This window comes from Solwaraspora sp. WMMB762 (assembly GCF_049179115.1).
GTDB lineage: Bacteria > Actinomycetota > Actinomycetes > Mycobacteriales > Micromonosporaceae > Micromonospora_E.
Genome location: NZ_JBMHMD010000001.1, coordinates 2,434,227 through 2,451,178, shown reverse-complemented (window position 1 = coordinate 2,451,178; position 16,952 = coordinate 2,434,227). Strand labels below are relative to the sequence as shown.

The 16,952-nt window shown below is 69.0% G+C and carries 18 protein-coding genes and 1 tRNA gene; all 19 read left to right on the top strand.

Going from position 1 to position 16,952, the window contains the following annotated elements; genetic code table 11:
* Positions 1-3: 3 nt before the first annotated feature.
* The 19 genes from ACN27J_RS10800 to ACN27J_RS10710 all read left to right on the top strand — a co-directional run bounded on the left by ACN27J_RS10800 (position 4) and on the right by ACN27J_RS10710 (position 16,950).
* Entirely contained in the window at positions 4-468 is a 465-nt protein-coding gene (locus tag ACN27J_RS10800; protein ID WP_421365604.1) for a peroxiredoxin, read from the top strand.
* A gap of 205 nt (positions 469-673) precedes the next feature.
* Positions 674-745, top strand: a tRNA-Val gene (locus ACN27J_RS10795).
* 228 nt (positions 746-973) lie between these two features.
* On the top strand, positions 974-1,291 hold the full coding sequence (locus ACN27J_RS10790) for a hypothetical protein (RefSeq protein WP_421365602.1): 318 nt from the start codon (positions 974-976) through the stop codon (positions 1,289-1,291).
* Complete coding sequence (locus ACN27J_RS10785) at positions 1,288-1,737, top strand: type II toxin-antitoxin system VapC family toxin (RefSeq protein ID WP_421365600.1); 450 nt, start codon at positions 1,288-1,290, stop codon at positions 1,735-1,737. Before ACN27J_RS10790 ends, ACN27J_RS10785 begins: the two co-directional genes overlap by 4 nt.
* 292 nt (positions 1,738-2,029) lie before the next feature.
* Positions 2,030-2,323, top strand: coding sequence for a hypothetical protein (locus tag ACN27J_RS10780; RefSeq protein ID WP_421365598.1), 294 nt, complete (start codon positions 2,030-2,032; stop codon positions 2,321-2,323).
* Positions 2,298-2,777: a hypothetical protein gene (locus tag ACN27J_RS10775; RefSeq protein WP_421365597.1), complete on the top strand. Its 480-nt coding sequence runs from the start codon at positions 2,298-2,300 to the stop codon at positions 2,775-2,777. Before ACN27J_RS10780 ends, ACN27J_RS10775 begins: the two co-directional genes overlap by 26 nt.
* 591 nt (positions 2,778-3,368) lie before the next feature.
* Positions 3,369-6,434 carry an AAA family ATPase gene (locus ACN27J_RS10770; RefSeq protein ID WP_421365595.1) on the top strand — a complete coding sequence of 1,022 codons (3,066 nt, stop codon included), beginning with the start codon at positions 3,369-3,371 and terminating at the stop codon, positions 6,432-6,434.
* Between the two features lie 279 nt (positions 6,435-6,713).
* Entirely contained in the window at positions 6,714-8,291 is a 1,578-nt protein-coding gene (locus ACN27J_RS10765) for a DUF4157 domain-containing protein (RefSeq protein ID WP_421365593.1), read from the top strand.
* 198 nt (positions 8,292-8,489) lie between these two features.
* Positions 8,490-9,083 carry a DUF4255 domain-containing protein gene (locus tag ACN27J_RS10760; RefSeq protein WP_421365591.1) on the top strand — a complete coding sequence of 198 codons (594 nt, stop codon included), beginning with the start codon at positions 8,490-8,492 and terminating at the stop codon, positions 9,081-9,083.
* A gap of 19 nt (positions 9,084-9,102) precedes the next feature.
* Positions 9,103-10,410 carry a phage tail sheath family protein gene (locus ACN27J_RS10755; protein WP_421365589.1) on the top strand — a complete coding sequence of 436 codons (1,308 nt, stop codon included), beginning with the start codon at positions 9,103-9,105 and terminating at the stop codon, positions 10,408-10,410.
* Positions 10,411-10,429: 19 nt separating this feature from the next.
* The gene (locus tag ACN27J_RS10750; protein ID WP_421365587.1) at positions 10,430-11,590 is read left to right on the top strand and encodes a phage tail sheath family protein; all 1,161 of its coding nucleotides are present in this window, start codon (positions 10,430-10,432) and stop codon (positions 11,588-11,590) included.
* 63 nt (positions 11,591-11,653) lie between these two features.
* Positions 11,654-12,091, top strand: coding sequence for a phage tail protein (locus tag ACN27J_RS10745; RefSeq protein WP_123602846.1), 438 nt, complete (start codon positions 11,654-11,656; stop codon positions 12,089-12,091).
* Complete coding sequence (locus ACN27J_RS10740; RefSeq protein ID WP_199757664.1) at positions 12,082-12,468, top strand: hypothetical protein; 387 nt, start codon at positions 12,082-12,084, stop codon at positions 12,466-12,468. The genes ACN27J_RS10745 and ACN27J_RS10740 overlap by 10 nt, the downstream gene beginning before the upstream one ends.
* Positions 12,465-12,638 carry a DUF6760 family protein gene (locus ACN27J_RS10735; RefSeq protein WP_199757663.1) on the top strand — a complete coding sequence of 58 codons (174 nt, stop codon included), beginning with the start codon at positions 12,465-12,467 and terminating at the stop codon, positions 12,636-12,638. Before ACN27J_RS10740 ends, ACN27J_RS10735 begins: the two co-directional genes overlap by 4 nt.
* The gene (locus ACN27J_RS10730; RefSeq protein WP_278170487.1) at positions 12,635-13,177 is read left to right on the top strand and encodes a phage tail protein; all 543 of its coding nucleotides are present in this window, start codon (positions 12,635-12,637) and stop codon (positions 13,175-13,177) included. The genes ACN27J_RS10735 and ACN27J_RS10730 overlap by 4 nt, the downstream gene beginning before the upstream one ends.
* Before the next feature lie 13 nt (positions 13,178-13,190).
* On the top strand, positions 13,191-14,456 hold the full coding sequence (locus tag ACN27J_RS10725) for a hypothetical protein (protein WP_421365585.1): 1,266 nt from the start codon (positions 13,191-13,193) through the stop codon (positions 14,454-14,456).
* Complete coding sequence (locus tag ACN27J_RS10720) at positions 14,453-15,238, top strand: LysM peptidoglycan-binding domain-containing protein (protein ID WP_421365584.1); 786 nt, start codon at positions 14,453-14,455, stop codon at positions 15,236-15,238. The genes ACN27J_RS10725 and ACN27J_RS10720 overlap by 4 nt, the downstream gene beginning before the upstream one ends.
* Before the next feature lie 15 nt (positions 15,239-15,253).
* Entirely contained in the window at positions 15,254-16,309 is a 1,056-nt protein-coding gene (locus tag ACN27J_RS10715) for a phage late control D family protein (protein ID WP_421365582.1), read from the top strand.
* Complete coding sequence (locus tag ACN27J_RS10710; RefSeq protein ID WP_421365581.1) at positions 16,306-16,950, top strand: phage baseplate assembly protein V; 645 nt, start codon at positions 16,306-16,308, stop codon at positions 16,948-16,950. Before ACN27J_RS10715 ends, ACN27J_RS10710 begins: the two co-directional genes overlap by 4 nt.
* Positions 16,951-16,952: the final 2 nt, after the last annotated feature.

The following is a 16,952-nucleotide window of genomic DNA, read 5'->3' as shown; positions in this document are numbered from 1 at the left end:
CACATGCCCGTAGAGGTCGGCACGCCGGCACCGGAGTTCACCCTCAAGAACCAGAACAACCAGGAGGTGCGGCTGGCCGACTTCCGGGGTCGGCAGGCGGTCCTGCTGATCTTCTACCCGCTCGCGTTCACCGGCACCTGCCAGGGCGAGCTGCAGGAGGTCCGGGACAACATCGACGCCTACGTCAACGACGACGTGCAGACGCTCACCGTCAGCGTGGACTCCGTCTACACCCACAAGATCTGGGCGGAGCAGGAAGGTTTCCAGTTCCCGCTGCTCGCCGACTTCTGGCCGCACGGCGCGGTCGCCCAGGCGTACGGGGTGTTCAACGACACCGCCGGGATCGCCAACCGGGGCACGTTCGTGATCGACAAGGCCGGCGTGGTCCGCTTCGCCGAAATGAACGGGCCGGGCCAGGCCCGTGATCAGTCTGTGTGGCGCAAGGCACTGGCCGACCTGGCCGATTGACCAGCGTCACGGACAACTGACCAGCCTCCGGGCCGATTGACCAGCGTCCGACCCTGCGGGACCCGCTACCGTCCAGCGGGCCCCGCGGGCCGGGGCGGTCCGCTTGCCGGCCGTACGGTCGCCGGTCGCCGGGAACTCGGTCGCGCCGCGCTGGAGAAGGCAGGGTAAACTGGCCGCCGCCGGGCCGGCGATTCTTGTGATGCCCGGGCGCGTAGCTCAGTGGGAGAGCACTCGCCTTACAAGCGAGGGGTCGCAGGTTCGAAACCTGCCGCGCCCACCCTGTGACCAGCAGCGGAGCGGAACCTTGGCGTCCGTCGGGTCCAGACCGTGACTGCTCTTGTCGGCCTTCCTGGCGACGTCCTGCACGTGACGCCAACGCCGCAGGCAGGGCCGCGAGTGGACGGTCGCGGTCGGCAGGTGCCGGTCCTGGAGGATGGCGGATACCCGTCGTGCTCGTCGCGCGTACGCATGGCCGCGAACGTCCCTCTGCCGGTACTCTTAGGCTATGCCTCAGCGAAAGCAGCCTTCAGCGTCGACTTCCGGCAAGGTCGTGCGCTCTGCCAAGACTGCCTTCTACGTCACGAGGGTGACTGCCTGGTCTGAGGGCAAGCGTGTGCGCGCAGCAAGGATCAGGGCTGCTGGTCAGCGCGCCGCTGATACGGCTGAGGCTGCTCAGCGGCAGGATAAGCAGGTGATGTCATCCTCGCCCGAGCCTGAGTCGGATAAAATTAATTTGCCTAGTTTTGTTGGGATGCTGCGGAGCGGTCATGGTGACCTCGCTGCGCGCGCCAAGGAGATCGTTCGCGGCACCGACGTCAAGTGAGTGGCATCCGGCCGCGAAGGTTCGTGGTTGTCGATACGGGGCCCTTGGTGGCGCTGACGGATCAAGATGACGAGTATCACGCTACTTGTGTCAAGTGGCTTGAGCAGGCATTGCGGGACCATAAAACTCTCGTTATTCCCGTTCCGGTGATAACCGAGGTCTGTTACCTATTGAAGCGGGCGGTGGGCAGTGCTCACGAGGCGGCCTTCCTTGAGGGACTTGCCAAAACGCCGTCTTACTTTCGGCTCTTCTATCCGGGCAGAGAAAATCTCGCTCGGATGGCGGAACTGGTGCGTAAGTACGCTGATCTTCCCTTGGGAATGGTGGACGCGGCGGTGATTGCGGCAGCCGAACACTTTCGTACGACGGAGATCGCAACTGTTGACGGTCGCATGGCCGCTACAGTCCGGATCGAGGGCCGCTACCCAATAACCCCAGCTCTTTAGGTCGGGTAACTGGTTGGCCGTCACCATAAGCATGGGTCAACCCGATCCCCGAGCTGGCGGTAACGGCTGAGGCGCCTGTGGCCCGGTTGCTGTCGACAGCAGCGGTGACAGCAACCGGGTTGAACGGGAGGAGTCGGAGAAGGTAGGCGATCTCTGGTCCCTGTGCGGTCGTCGTAGGGCAGGGAGTGCGGACGGCCAGCGCATGGTGACTGGTTGGCGATGGGATCGATACGCTCGTTATGTCGGCTTCGGCGTAGTCTGCTCGGGCAACTTCGTCACATGGGAGCGTCGTATGAGCGAAGACACCCGGCTTGCCGCCCGCCTTATCCCGACGTCGGGAATCAATGGCGCAGAGGAACAGGAACGACGTGCGACGTCGGCCCTCCTTGCCGTCATGAGCGCGGTACGTGAATTCGGCAGAGCGTTCACCCAGCGGTTCGGTGCGCCGGCCGGCCCGGTGCAGACCTTCATCGAGGTCCCTTTCAAGCTTGGCGACCGGAAGTTCTTTCCCGACGGCCTGATCCGAGTGGTCGGTGGGCCAGCGGAAGTGGACGGCGCTGGTGGAAGTGAAGACAGGAGGTGGTGAGCTGCAGCCTGAGCAGCTCGAACGCTATCTGGACATCGCCCGGGACAACGGGTTCGACGCACTGATCACGATATCGAACGAAATCCCGCCGGTCCCCGGACAACATCCGACACCCATTGACAAGCGGAGGCTGAGGAAGATCGCACTCCACCACGTCCCGTGGTCGGAGGTGCTCACCATGGCGGTGATGCAGAAGGAGTACCGGGGCATCGCCGATCCAGATCAGGCGTGGGTCCTGGGCGAGTTGATTCGACACCTGGAACATCCCCGGTCGGGCGCGCTCGAATTCAGCGACATGGGGCCGAGTTGGGTGCCGCTGCGCGACGCGGTGAGCGCCGGGACGCTTCGTCACCGCCGATCTGCGGGCCGGCAAGATTACCTGCCACGTCGATGTCGAGGCGCCTCGTCGAGGACGTCCGACGACCCGGGTCAACTGGCTGGTACGTCAGCTTAAGGACGTGTCGGTCGCTACCCGGCTGCAGGCGTTCGCTGCGTACGCGAGAGACGCCGGGAGCGCCGAGTTGCTGAGTGCGGTGCGGGAGAACCCTGCCCTGCTGGTCGCCGACCACGGCAGGGAGATCAAGTCGTTCCGGGTCGCCACGGTCTCGCCGGCCGGGGCGAAACGTGGTGTCGGCCCGGGGGTCGTTCATCGACTCGCTTCTCGACGCGATCGACGCCTTCTACGAGCAGGTGATCCAGAACCTGAAGCCGTGGACGCCGGCGTCGCCGAAGATGCGTTCGGCGGCGGATCTGGTCGAGGTCGAGCCGGTCGCACCCGCACTGGTCTCGACGGCGATCTCCGCCCAGGACGGACCGCAGCCCGTCGCGGGGGCAGAACCGGCCGGTCCGGTTGCCGCGGCCAAGTGGCCGGTCGACGACAGTCACGGTGACCAGTCGAACCACCGTGGAGTAGCGTGGCGCCCGTATGTCCTGATTGGCACCGGAGCCCGGGGACGACGTGCGGCGACGAGGCGGCGAGCGGCGCCCGCATCCGTGCCGGCGGTGGCCGGGCGGGCGGGCCGTTGCGGTACGAAGGAGACGCGTCGTGCAGGTGAGACTCTTCGATGACGTCTCGATCCTCCGACGTGGCCAGCCACTGAACGCTCCGCCCGGCAAGGCTCTCGAGCTGTTCGGCTACCTGCTCGTCCACCGGGACCGGACCCACGCCCGCGAATCCGTTTCGGAACTACTGTGGCCGGGGGCCGAGCCCGGCGTTGCCCGCAAGTACCTGCGCCAGGCATTGTGGCGGCTCAACACGAGCATGCAGGACCAGCCGAACGACCAGCGCCCGGCGAGCGAACTCGTCGTTATCGACCCCGGCTGGGTACGGATCAATCCGGAGGCGTCCTGTTGGCTGGACGTTGACGCGTTCGAGGAGAGCTACGCGGCGGTCCGCGACGTGCCCGGCGAAGCGCTCTCCGACGACCAGGCCGATACGGTCGAGCACGCGCTGGATCTCTACCGTGGAGATCTCCTCGCCACCTGGTACCACGACTGGTGCGGTGCCGAACGGGACCGGCTACGCGATACCTACCTGTTGATGCAGGAACAGCTCATGGGCTACTGCGAGGCCCGTGGTCTCTACGCCAAGGGCGTAAGCCTCGGTCAGACCGTGCTGCGCCACGATGCGGCGCGCGAGCGGACCCACCGCCAGCTGATGCGGCTGCACTACGCCGCCGGTGACCGGATCGCCGCGCTTCGCCAGTACGATCTGTGTACGTCGGTGGTGGACCAGGAGTTCGGGGTGCGCCCGTCGGTGGACACCACGGTCCTCTACGAGCAGATCCGGGCGGACCGGACAGCGGACATCCGACCGGGGAGCGGCCGACCGGTGCTGACGGTCGGCGTATCCACGATCGTGCCGGCCTCTTCCGGCGGCGATGATCTACCGGTCGGGGACAACCGGGACGAGGTGCTGGGATCCATGGACGGTTCGGGGTACGCCAACTCGACGGAACACCTGCTGGCCGAACTCGCCAGGCTCGACCTGGTGCTGGGTAGGCAGGTCAGTCGGTTCCGGAATGCCCGACCCCGGCCCGGCGGCGAGCTTTCCACCTTCTACGTCTCCGAGGCCGAAGCGGACGCGCTGCTGGACGGTGTACCCGACTGGGCGCCGCCGGGCGACGACTTGGGGACCGCGGCCGAGCTGGACAAGTTGTCCCACGAGATCGGCGAGCGGGTGGCGCAGAGCCTGCGGGACGGTGTGGGTCTGCGGCTGGTGGCACTGGCCGGAATGTTCGACCTCGCCCCGTTCGACGTCGAAGTGATCGTGGCCTGCCTCGCGCCCGAGATCGACCGGAGCTACGAGCGGCTGTACGGCTACCTGCACGACGATCTGACCCGCCGGCTGCCGACGGTCGATCTCGTTCTCACCATGTTGTGCGCGGACCGTCAGTCACGGATGGCCGCGCGAGCCCGGTTCGCGCCGTCGGCGCCGTTGCTCAGACACCGGCTCGTCACGTCGAGCCAGGACCCGGCCGCGTCGGTGCACTCACTGCTGGGTAACAACCTCCGGTTGGACCCACGGGTCGTCGGCTTCCTGCTGGAAGACGACGACCTCGCCGAGCAGCTTCAGCCGTACGCCCGGATCGTCGCACCGACCGGGACCCTCGACGACCTGCACTTTCCGGCGGAGTTCGGGGCGACCCTGGCCCGGCTGCGGGAGCACGCCGGCGACGACCTGTTGGTCTACTGCCAGGGGCCGTACGGCGTCGGCCGGCGCAGCCTCGCGGCGGCGTGCGCCCGTCACTGGAGCGCGCCGCTGCTGGTGGTGTCCGCCGATCTGCTGGCCGACCGCCCGTTCGACGAGTTCGCCACGCTGGTCGGCCTGGTCGAGCGGGAGGCCCGGCTGCAGGGCGCGGTGATGTGCTGGGCGGACGTCGACTCCCTGCTCGTCGAGCCGGCCCGACCGCGGTTGTCGCTGCTGCTGTCCGTTCTGGCGGCGTACCCTGCTCCGGCGTTTCTGGCCGGTGGCGCCACCTGGGAGCCGGTCGACCTGCCGGCGGGCCTGACCTTCGTCCGGCTGGAGTTTCCCGCGCCCGGCTACGCCGAGCGGCTGCGCATCTGGGACGGCGCGTTCGTCGGGGCGGACCGTGACGTGCTGGATTTGGCCGCTGTTGCCGGCAAGTTCCGGCTCACCGGTGGCCAGATCCGCGACGCTGCGGTGACCGCTCACAACCTGGCGTACGCCCGGACGCCCGACGCGCCCGGGATCACCCAGGACGACCTGTACGCGGCGTGCCGCCTGCAGTCCAACCGTAAGCTGACCGACCTGGCGCAGCGGATCACGCCGCACTACGGCTGGTCGGACATCGTGCTGCCCGCCGACCGAATGCAGCAGTTGCTGGAGATCGCCGACCAGGCCCGCTACCGGGCCCTGGTCTACGAGTCCTGGGGGTTCGAGCGCAAGCTGGCCAACGGGCGCGGCCTGGCGGTGCTGTTCGCCGGCCCATCGGGCACCGGCAAGACGATGGCCGCCGACGTGCTGGCCCACGAACTCGGCCTGGACCTCTACCGGATCGACCTGTCGACGGTGGTGAGCAAGTACATCGGCGAGACGGAGAAGAACCTGTCCCGGATCTTCGAAGAAGCGGCCACCAGCAACGCGGTGCTGTTCTTCGACGAGGCCGACGCGATGTTCGGGAAACGTTCCCAGGTCCGTGACGCACACGACCGGTACGCCAATCTGGAGGTCAGCTACCTGCTGCAGCGGATGGAGCAGCACGAGGGCATGGTCATCCTGGCGACGAACCTGCGCAAGAACCTCGATGACGCGTTCACCCGCCGGCTGCACGCCACCATCGACTTCCCGGTCCCCGAGGTGGCGGACCGTCGCCGCATCTGGACGCAGGTCTGGCCCGAGCAGGCGCCGCTGGACCCGACAGTCGATCTGGACCTGCTGGCCGGGCAGATCGATCTGCCCGGCGGGAACATCCGAAACATCGCCCTAGCCAGCGCCTTCCTCGCTGCCGCCAGCGGTGGCAAGGTGACCATGGCACATCTGTTCCACGCCACCCGGCGTGAGTATCAGAAGATGGGCAAGATCCTCTCGGCGGGGGAATTCGGCGCCGACCCGCCGAACGGGCAGGTCGCCGCTGATCGGCGCTTCTGACGAGACTGTGGAGGGTTCGACGTGCATTCAGCGCAGCATGACAGCGGCGTGGCGTACCGGTCGCCGGTGGTGGCATCCGGGCCTGGGCCGGCTCCGCGTCGACCCGTCGCGTCTCGCGACGCGTTGCAGCGGCGGTACGGCAATCGTGGCGCGCGGGCGATCATCCAGGCGAAACTGAACGTCGGGCCGGTGGACGACCCGTACGAGCGGGAGGCGGACCGGATCTCCCAGCTGGCGTTCGGGTCGTCCGTGCAGCGTGCCCCGGAGGCGATCCGTCGGGTGCACACGCCGACCGGTGGCACGGCGGGCCCTGACCTCTCGCGGGCGGTGGACCGGGCGCGGGGCAGCGGTGGGCGGGCGGTGCCCGGCGGTGTGCGGGAGCGAATGGAGCGGGTGTCGGGGGCGGATTTCAGCGGGGTACGGGTGCACGTCGGCGCCGAGTCCGACCAGCTGAACGACACGCTCGGGTCGAGGGCCTTCACAGTGGGTGCCGACGTGTTCGTACGCCGTAGCGAGTACCGGCCGGGCAGCGCGCGGGGTGACGCGTTGCTGGGGCACGAGCTGACGCACACCGTCCAGCAGGGAGCCGCCGGACCCTGCTCCACCGGGCCGGCACCTGCGCCGGGACCGGCTGTCGCTCAGCGCAAGTTCGGGTTCGAGTTGGAGCTCCATCATGTGCCGTTGTTCAGCCGGCAGGGCGGGGTGGAGAGCCGGCCCGTGGCGAACGCCACAGCGGTTGCTCGCGGCAGGCGTTTCGAGGCGCATGTCGACCATTCGCCGGACCTGGACACCACCGTCGTGCCGGATGCGCTTCGTGGCGCCGGCCAGCCGGCCCCGATCCTTGAGCTCGTGACCGGACCGATGGATGAGTTCAAGGATTCCGAGAGCACGGTACGCGGCGTCATGAACCGGCTCGTGCAGGTGGCGACGCACATCGAGAACCGGGCGCTCACGCCGAACACGAACGTGCCGCTGGACGGTGCCCCCGGCCTGACCGCGAACCCGGCCGGCGTGAATTTTGTCGGGTATCCGGACGGTTCCACCGCCCCGGCGGGAACGCTGACGGGTGCGCACGGGCATGTGCAGGCGACCTACGGCCTGTCGGTCACCCAGGTCGGCGACGAACTCGCCGACCTGGGCGCGCAGCCGACGGCGGTCGGGACGGGGCAGTACAAGTTGGATACATACAAGGCCGCCATGGGGGCGGCCAACACTCGATCTGGTGATGTCGTTCAATGGATCCAGAACAACATCGATGGCGACTATAGCGACGGGGCGCTCGCCGAGGCGCGCGGACTGTTCGCCCTCATTATCAACTATCTCATCATCGGTCGGATTAAACGGTGGACCACGCTGAACAAGAACCACGCCGGCATCTTCTTCTACAAGACAAGGCTCTCCACTGTTCGGAACCAGATGGTCGAAACGTATCCGGAACTCGAAGCGCTCTTCGCGGAGGACGACCTTATTGATGAACTGCTGGACCGCAACGGGCGTGGCTATACGCAACCGGTCTTTCCCGGCATGGGGCTCGGCGTGATGTGTGGTGCGTGGGTCGAGGGGGTTCTCAAAGGGGAAGCTGACCTGGTCTTTGACGTCTCCGCCAACGGTGGTGCGAACGCCGCCGAGCTGGTCACTCCTCGTGTCGGTCGGGGAGCCAAGCGGGGGACCGGTGTGGTCGTCGAGAACCGGCGGTTCGCCCAGACCGAGGGGCACACCTACCGGCATACCTACCAGCCCAACGAGTGGGCGGACATGGCGGTCCGGGTCCGCAACAGCCTGCGGGCCAGACAGGGGTACGCGCCGGGGGAGGTCTCCAAGGCGGGAGAGATCTTCAAGGGGCTGTTCATCTCGTGACTGTGGTGGTCGGGACAGCCTGATGCCCATGTGGTGCGCATCACATTGACATGTGAGTTGCCACGTCAGAGCCCTTTGGTTCGTCGCCCAGGATCCACCGAGGCGGTCCGGTAGACGCCGGCGCAGACGCTCGTGGGACGCCCGTCCGGTAGACCTGTCGACCAGCGCGAAGGACGCAATTGGGGGCGGGACAGGGCAGTGTTTCATGATCTGGACGCGTCGCTCGCCGCCCTCGTACAGGGCGAGCTGGCGCTGCCCGGGATCACCGTCAGCTTCGCCACCCCGGACGACCAGTTCCCGCCGTCGGGCGTCACGCTGCCCGCGATCGCGTTCTTCCTCTACGACGTGCGGGAAAACCACGAGCTGCGGACCAACCAGTGGGAGAACACCCGGCAGGAGTCCGGGATGATCACCCGCCGGCGGGTGCCGGCCCGGGTCGACTGCTCCTATCTGGTCACCGCGTGGCCCAACGAGAGCGCGCCCAACCCGGCGCAGGACGAGCACCGGCTGCTCGGCGACGTACTGCGGGTGCTGCTGCGTCACCGGGAGATTCCCGCCGACTACCTGCGGGGCGACTTGGCCGGCCAGCAGCCACCGCTGCGCGCGATGGTCACCGCCGAGAGCCAGCTGCAGGGCATCGGCGAGTTCTGGCAGGCCATGGGCGGTCGGCCCAAGGCGGTTCTGCACTACAGCGTCACGCTCAGCGTCGACGTGTTCGAATCCACGCCGGTCGGGCCTGAGGTGACCGGGACGGTCATCCGGGTTGGCCAGAGCGTGAGTCACGAGTCCTGACGAGGGGGAGTACCCACAGATGCCGCAGTATCTAGCGCCGGGCGTGTACGTCGAGGAGGTCCCCTCGGCGATCAAGCCGATCGCCGGTGTGGGGACCAGCACCGCCGGCTTCGTCGGTGTCGTCGCCGACGACGTCACGATGCCGCTGCTGCCTGGTCGCGCCGGCGTGACGGCGGACGGTGACCCCGTGCCGGCCGACTTCCACGTCGTGGCACCCGCTGGCGAGGCGCAGCTCGTCGACGGCTGGGAGACGTTCAAGAACCTCTTTGGCGACATCCAGCCCGGCAACCGCACCCTCGCCCACGCCGTGTACGGCTTTTTCAACAACGGTGGCGGCCGCTGCTGGATCACCCGGGTCGCCACCTCCGCCCCCGCCCCCGCGGACGACGCCGCCGCCGATGACGACGACGCCGCCGCCGATGACGACGACGCCCCCGCCGATGACGACGACGCCCCCGCCGCCGCTGCCGCCGACACCGCATCGTCGGACGACGACCTGATCGACGCGTTGGCGACCTTCGCCGCGATCGACGAGATCGCCCTGGTCGCGATCCCCGGCGCGGTGAGCGACGCGGTGCAGACCGCGCTGCTCGACCACTGCGAGAACCAGTACCTGCAGGACCGGTTCGCGATCCTCGACGGTCGGCAGACCACCACGTTGACCAAGGAAGCGATCCAGGGCGACGTCCGGGACAGCAGCTACGGCGCGATCTACTACCCGTGGATCGACGTGGGCGCCACCGACGCCGACGGCAACAAGGTGTACCAGCCGCCGAGCGGGCACATCGCCGGGGTGTACGCCCGGGTGGACACCGAGCGGGGTGTGCACAAGGCACCGGCCAACGAGGTGATCCGGGGTGCGCTGGGCGTCGAGGCGCTGGTCAGCAAGCAGCAGCAGGCCGGGCTCAACCCGGACGACATCAACGTGATCCGCAAGTTCGGCGGCAACATCACGATCTGGGGTGCCCGTACCCTCGCCGGCAAGGAGCAGGCCGAGTGGCGTTACATATCCTCCCGGCGGCTGTTCAACTTCCTGCGCGAGTCGATCGACGAGGGCACCCAGTGGGTGGTCTTCGAGCCGAACGCGCCGGAGCTGTGGTCGAAGATCCGGCGTAACGTCGGCGCCTTCCTGACCACCGTGTGGGCCTCCGGTGCGCTGCTGGGCAACACCCCGGAGCAGGCGTTCTACGTACGCTGCGACGAGACCGTCAACCCGGCTGCGGTCCGCGACGCCGGCCAACTGGTGGTCGAGATCGGAGTGGCGATGGTACGCCCGGCCGAGTTCGTGGTGTTCCGGATCAGCCAGTGGGCCGGCGGGGTCCAGTAGCGGACAGCCGGACGAGACCGTGACCCACCAGCTGACACCCGGTGTGCACCGGCAGGACGTGTTCCCGCCGCCGCCACCGACCCAGCTCACCGGGGTGCCCGCCTTCCTCGGCCGGGCCGCCGCCGGCCCGTACACCCCGCAGCGGCTGACCCTGTGGCCGCAATTCGAGGCGGTCTTCGGCGGTGCGGCCTCCGGCGACACCCCGGACGGCTTCCTGGCCGACGCGGTCCGGGGGTTCTTCGACAACGGCGGGACGCTGTGTCATGTGGTCCGGCTGCCCAGGGCGCTGTCGCCGGCCGAGGCGGTGCAGGAGGGACTGGCGACGCTGGACGACCTGGACGATGTCGACCTGGTCTGTGCCCCCGACATCGTCGCCGCCGCGCCGTGGCCGGTCGACAAGGATCTCGCCCCGATCGTGCAGGCGCAGCAGGCGATGCTGCGGCACTGCCGGCAGCGCGGTGACCGGTTCGCGCTGCTCGACGGCGTCCCGGCGGTGGACCCGGCGACAGTCGCCGAGCAGTGCGCCGCGTTGACCGGGGCCGACGGTGCGTTCGGCGCTCTGTACTACCCCTGGTTGGGTGCGTCCGGCGTCGACGGGCGGCTGCGTCACCTGCCGCCGTCCGGGCACGTGGCCGGCGTGTACTCCACCGCCGACCAGCGGGTCGGCGTCCACAAGGCACCGGCCAACACTGTGGTCGAGGGCGTCGTCGACCTGCAGGTGCAGCTCACCGCTGCCGAGGTCGGCACGTTGTACGGGCAGCGGGTCAACTGCCTGCGGGCGTTGCCCGGCCGGGGCGTACGGGTCTGGGGCGCGCGTACCCTCGGTGCCGACCCGGCCTGGCGGGACGTGACCGCCCGCCGCCTGGTGAGCACGATCGGCCGGTGGATCGAGCGGTTCATGACCGGCCTGGTGCACGAGCCCAACGACATCCGACTGTGGGTGCGGATCATGCGGGAACTCACCGCGTACCTCGACGGGCTGTTCCAACGCGGCGCCCTGCAGGGCCGCACGCCCGCCGAGGCGTTCTACGTCAAGTGCGACCACGAGACGAATCCACCGGCGGTCATCGAGGCCGGGGTGGTAGTGACACACATCGGAGTGGCACCGACCGCGCCGGCCGAGTTCGTCACCGTTCGCGTCATCCATGGCGCGAGCGGGGTGACGGTCGGCGTGGCGTGACCGGTGCGGACAACAGTCGGTGCGGACAACAAGTTCGGTGCGGACAGACAGTGAGGTGCGGTTGTGGACAGACTCGACCCCTACTTCGGGTACAACTTCGCGGTGGAGCTCGACGGCATCACCCGGGCCGGATTCCGGGAGGCTTCCGGGCTGGAGACCAGCCAGAACGCCGCCGAGTACCGGGAGGGTACGGACCGGAACCTGGCGCCGCGCAAGATCCCCGGGCTGAACAGCTACGGTGACATCACGCTCAGCCGTGGCCTCACCAGCGACAGCAAGCTGTGGGAGTGGCGGCAGAAGGTGATGAAGGGCACCGTGGAACGGCACAACGTGTCGATCACCCTGCTCGACCAGCAGGGCAACCCGAAGGTGACCTGGAACCTGTTCGACTGCTGGCCCAAGTCGTGGAGCGGACCCAGCCTGAGCGCGACCAGCGACGAGATCGCCGTGGAGCAGCTCATCCTCGCCTGTGAACGCATCGAGGTCGACCAGTGGAGCTGACCGGCGTCGCCGAGGCCCGCCGTACCGAGTTCCCGTTCACCCTGCCGCACGGCCTGGTCGCGCCGGACGGCACGGTGCACCGCGAGGGAACCATGCGGATGGCCACCGCGCTCGACGAGATCGAGCCGATCAAGGATCCCCGGGTACGGTCGAACCCGGGCTACCTGGTGATCATCCTGCTGGCCCGGGTGATCACCCGGCTGGGCGGACTGGAGTACATCAACACCAACGTGGTGGAGAACCTTTACTCCGCCGATCTCGCCTACCTGCAGGACTTCTACCAGCGGATCAACCTCAACGGGCACGCCCGGCTGCAGGTCGACTGCCCACACTGCAGCGGATCGTTCGAAGTGGAGCCGCCCAGCCTGGGGGGATGACGCGCTACTCCCCGGACCGGCTGCACGAGGAAGTAGCGTACCTGGCCTATCACTTTCACTGGCCTTATCACGAGATCATGCAGCTGGACCACCGGGAACGGCAGCGCTGGGTCGCGGAGGTCGCGCGGATCAACGAGCGACTCAATGAACAGGGAGGGGCACGGAGATGATGTCGACCGGGATTCCGCTCGGGCTCAGCTGGGCACCTGCCGCCGTGGGCAACTGGACCGGCCTGCGGCTGCCGGACCCGTTCCAGACCTTCAACTTCGCGGTGGAGATCGAGGGCCTGCTGCTGGCCGGGTTCAACGAGGTCAGCGGCCTGGAAAGTCAGATCGAGATGGAGTCCTACCGGGAGGGCGGGGTCAACGGCTTCGTTCACCAGCTGCCCGGCGCGGCCACTCCCGCGCACCTGGTGCTGCGGCAGGGGCTGAGCCCGCTCAGCGGTCTGTGGGGCTGGTACGACAACACCACCCGGGGCGTCATCCAGCGCCGCAGCGGCACGATCGTGCTGCTCGACCGGCGACAGATCCCGGTGATGTGGTGGAACTTCCGCAACGCGTTGCCGGTGCGCTGGACCGGCCCGACGTTCAGCGCGAGCGGCGACGATGTCGGCTTCGAGTCGCTGGAGTTGGTGCACGAGGGCCTGACCAAGCCGCTGCTCGGCCAGGCCGCCGCGCTGGCGCACGGCGTGGCCGGCATGGTCGGCTGACCGGGAGCCTGGGATGACCGACGACGACACGCCCTTCGACCCGGCGCTGGTCCACCGGTTGGCCCGGCCGGCCCGGCGACCCGGCCTGATCGACCTGGGCCAGGCCCGGTCCGCGCTCACCCGCCACCACGCCATGCCGGCGGGTCTGCCGCTGGCCGAGGTCGCCTCACGCTACGTCGACGTGGCTACGCAGCAGCACACCGGGCCGACGACACCCATCGTGTACGCGCGACCCGCACTGCCGCCGTCCGCCGGGCACGCTGCCCCGCTCGGTGCTCTGCCGACCAGCCCGGCCGCCGCCCCGCCGAACGCCGGGCCACCGGCCCCGGCGCACCGCGGGCCGGTCACGTCGGCCCGCCGACCGGCCGCCGACCCGGCCGGCGGATCGCCGGCCGCCGCGTCCGGCCCGGTGGTGCTGGCGCGTCCGGCCCGCCCCGTTGCCGAGTTGAGCCCGGTGTGGACCGCCACCGGTCCCGGGATCGCCGGCCGCTCCACGCAGCCGGTAACGCCCCGGCCGGCCGCCGGCCGGCCGCTGACCATCCAACGCAAGGCGGCCGCGCCCGCCGAACCGGGTGCCGCGCCATCGCCGGCCGACCAGGCCCAACGGTCTGCGTCCATCGGACCGTCGGGCACCAGGCCGGCGGTGCCGACGGGTGCTCCGGACGCGGCCGCCGGGTCGTGGACTCCCGCTGCGGCGGGTCCGACGGCAGCCGGCCCTGCGGACTGGACCGGGCTGATCGGCGTCCCTGGCCGGATGGCCAGCGGATCCCACCTGACCTTCCGCACCCCACCCACGGCAGATCACGCCAGTCGGCCCGCCGCCGGTGTGCCGTCCACCGTCGGGCAGCGCCCGCCCGCCGTACCGCCGGCCCAGGTGGTCACCGCGCGGCAGCCGGCGGCCCGACCGGTGCCGCAGCTTCCGCTGGCCGTACCGTCAGCAACCGGCCCGCAGGTCCGGTCGGCACCCGGCGCCGTCGGCGTGTCGTCGGCGACCGGCGTGCCGTACCACCCGGCCGTCGCGGGCCCGGTGTCAGCGGCTTCCGGTGGCCCCGGGCACGGTGCACCCGGCCACGGCGGCCGTGGATTCGGCTCGCGTGACGGCGGCGGGCACCTGCCCGGTGGCTTCGGGGCCGTGCCGACCCGTGCCGACCGTGGTGCGCCGCAGCCGCCTGTTCAACCGGCCCCGCAGGTCGACGTCGGGCACGTCACCGCGCAGGTGCACGGCCGGATCATGCGCCGGCTGGCGGTCGAGGCCGAGCGTCGGGGGGTGCGGCGGTGAGTCTCAACAAGGCGGCGGGCCTGGCCAGCGCCGCGCTCGGGCTCGGACCCGGCGGCGGTGGTTTGCAGAAGCTGACCATCGCCCACGACGGCACGGACTTCGATCGCAACGGCCCGATCGAGGCGCTGTTCAACCCGCACGAGATCACCCGGTCGCGGTCGGTCAACTGGCACGCGCACGAGAGCGCAGGCAAGGGCAGCGCCTGGACGTGGAGCGGGTTGCAGCAGGAGTTCGCGGCCATGCAACCCGCGACGTTGTCGCTCGAGCTGTTCTTCGACACCTACGAGTCGAGGGCGGAGGCGTCCATGTGGGCCCGGGCCACCTCGCTGGTGACGCCACCCAATCCGTTCCAGACCGGCGACGCGACCGACGTCACCGCGCTGACCAGCCGGGTGGCCCGGCTGGCCGAGTTCGACAAGGAACTGCACCGGCCACCGCTGTGCACCCTGTCCTGGGGGGCCTTCGCCGACATCTTCACCGGTGTGCTCACCCAGATCAGCGAACGGTTCACCATGTTCCTGCCCGACGGCACGCCGGTGCGGGCGACCGTCTCGTGCAGCTTCGTGGAGTCGCTCACCGACGCCCAGCTCAAGGAGCGTGAGCTGCACTCCTCCGACGTGCACAAGACGTGGGTGGTGCGGCGCAACGACACGCTGCACAGCATCGCCGCCGCCGAGTACCGGGATCCGCGGCTGTGGCGGCACATCGCCTCGGCCAACGGCATCGTCAACCCGCGTGACCTGCGTCCCGGCACGGTCCTGACCATCCCGCGGCTGAGTTGAGCGGAGATTCAGGAGATGGAGACTGCTGATTCGGGGCCGGACTTCGAGATCCGGTGCAGTGGCCGGCGCCTGCCGCCGGACGCCCACAAGGACGTCGAGTCGGTGACCGTGCTGGAGGACCTGAACGCGCTGAGCATGTTCACCGTGACACTCAAGAACTGGGACGCGGAGCGGCTCGCGGTCACCTGGTCGGACTCCGCGCTGTTCGCGGTCGGCACCGAGGTGCGGATCTCGCTCGGGTACGTGAAGAACCTGCACCTGGCGATCACCGGGGAGATCACCAGCCTGGAGCCGTCCTTCGTGGAGGGCCGGCCGCCGATGTTGACCGTCCGTGGCTACGACCTGCGACACCGGCTGGCCCGCCGGCAGCGGACCAGGACCTTCACCCGCACCAGGGACAGCACCATCGCTCGGCAGTTGGCCAAGGAGGCCGGTCTGCGCGCCGACGTACCCGACACCCGCACCGACCTCGACTACGTACTGCAGAACAACCAGACCGATCTGGAGTTCCTGCAGCGGCGGGCGGGGCTGCTCGGGTACGAGATTCACGTACGGGACAAGGTGCTGTCCTTCCGGCCGCCGCAGCTCGGCCGGGTGCCGGCGGCGAAGCTGCGCGTCGGTGACGACATCTCCCAGTTCACCCCCCGGCTGCGCACCATGGGCCAGGCTGCCGAGCATTCCGTACGGGGCTGGGACGTGGCTGCCAAGAAGGCTGTCGTCGCCACGTTCGGCTCTGGATCCGAGTCCACGGCGATGGGTGCCGTCACCGGACCCCGCGAGGTCGGCCGGGTCTTCGGCAGGAGCAGATCGACCAGGGTGGACCTGCCGGCGCCGAACAAGAACCGCGCCGACCAGCTTGCCCGGGGGCAGTTCGACGAGCTGGCGTTGAGCTACATCACCGGCGAGGCCGAGTGCGGTGGGCAACCTCGCCTGCACGCCGGCGAGGTGGTGCGGATCGAGGGAGCGGGTGAGACCTTCAGCGGCGAGTACTACGTCGTCTCCGTCGAACACTCGGTGACCGCAGCGGCCGGCTACCGGTCCAGCTTCGAAGTACGGAGGAACGCGGCGTGACGGACGTCTACCACCAGTTGGCGGGTGGCGGTCCGGCCAGCCCGGACGGGCGGTACCACGGGGTGGTGATCGGCATCGTCACCAACAACAGCGACCCGGACGGTCTGGCCCGGGTCAAGGTGGCGCTGCCATGGCTGGCCGACGATGTCGAGACCGACTGGGCGCGGGTGGCCGCGCCGATGGCCGGCCCCGGCCGTGGCTGCTACTTCCTGCCTGAGGTCGGCGACGAGGTCCTGGTCGCCTTCGAACACGGCAATCCGGAGGTCCCCTACGTCGTCGGTGCGCTGTGGAACGGCAAGGACGCCCCACCAGCCACCAACGCCGACGGTAACAACGACGTACGGATGATGGTCTCCCGCAGCAAGCACGTGATCCGGCTGATCGACACCAAGCAGGACGAGCGAATCGAGATCGTCGACGGCAGCGGCAAGAACAGCATCGTGATCAGTACGAAGGACAACCAGATCACCGTCACCGCCGACGCGGACGTGGTGATCTCCGCCGGCGGGCGGCTGCGGCTGGCCGGTGCCGGTGTCGAGATCACCTCCACTGCCGACGTCAAGGTCGAGGCGAAGTCCGCGCTCGCGGTGAAGTCCAGTGGGCAGCTGGACATCAAGGGCAGTCAAGTCAACATCAACTGAAT

What these genes read in the sequence shown, in the direction of transcription:
- ACN27J_RS10800 (WP_421365604.1), top strand. Translation starts at nt 4, where the DNA reads ATGCCCGTAGAGGTCGGCACGCCGGCACCGGAGTTCACCCTCAAGAAC.
- ACN27J_RS10790 (WP_421365602.1), top strand. Translation starts at nt 974, where the DNA reads ATGCCTCAGCGAAAGCAGCCTTCAGCGTCGACTTCCGGCAAGGTCGTG.
- ACN27J_RS10780 (WP_421365598.1), top strand. Translation starts at nt 2,030, where the DNA reads ATGAGCGAAGACACCCGGCTTGCCGCCCGCCTTATCCCGACGTCGGGA.
- ACN27J_RS10755 (WP_421365589.1), top strand. Translation starts at nt 9,103, where the DNA reads ATGCCGCAGTATCTAGCGCCGGGCGTGTACGTCGAGGAGGTCCCCTCG.
- ACN27J_RS10735 (WP_199757663.1), top strand. Translation starts at nt 12,465, where the DNA reads ATGACGCGCTACTCCCCGGACCGGCTGCACGAGGAAGTAGCGTACCTG.
- ACN27J_RS10730 (WP_278170487.1), top strand. Translation starts at nt 12,635, where the DNA reads ATGATGTCGACCGGGATTCCGCTCGGGCTCAGCTGGGCACCTGCCGCC.
- ACN27J_RS10725 (WP_421365585.1), top strand. Translation starts at nt 13,191, where the DNA reads ATGACCGACGACGACACGCCCTTCGACCCGGCGCTGGTCCACCGGTTG.
- ACN27J_RS10715 (WP_421365582.1), top strand. Translation starts at nt 15,254, where the DNA reads ATGGAGACTGCTGATTCGGGGCCGGACTTCGAGATCCGGTGCAGTGGC.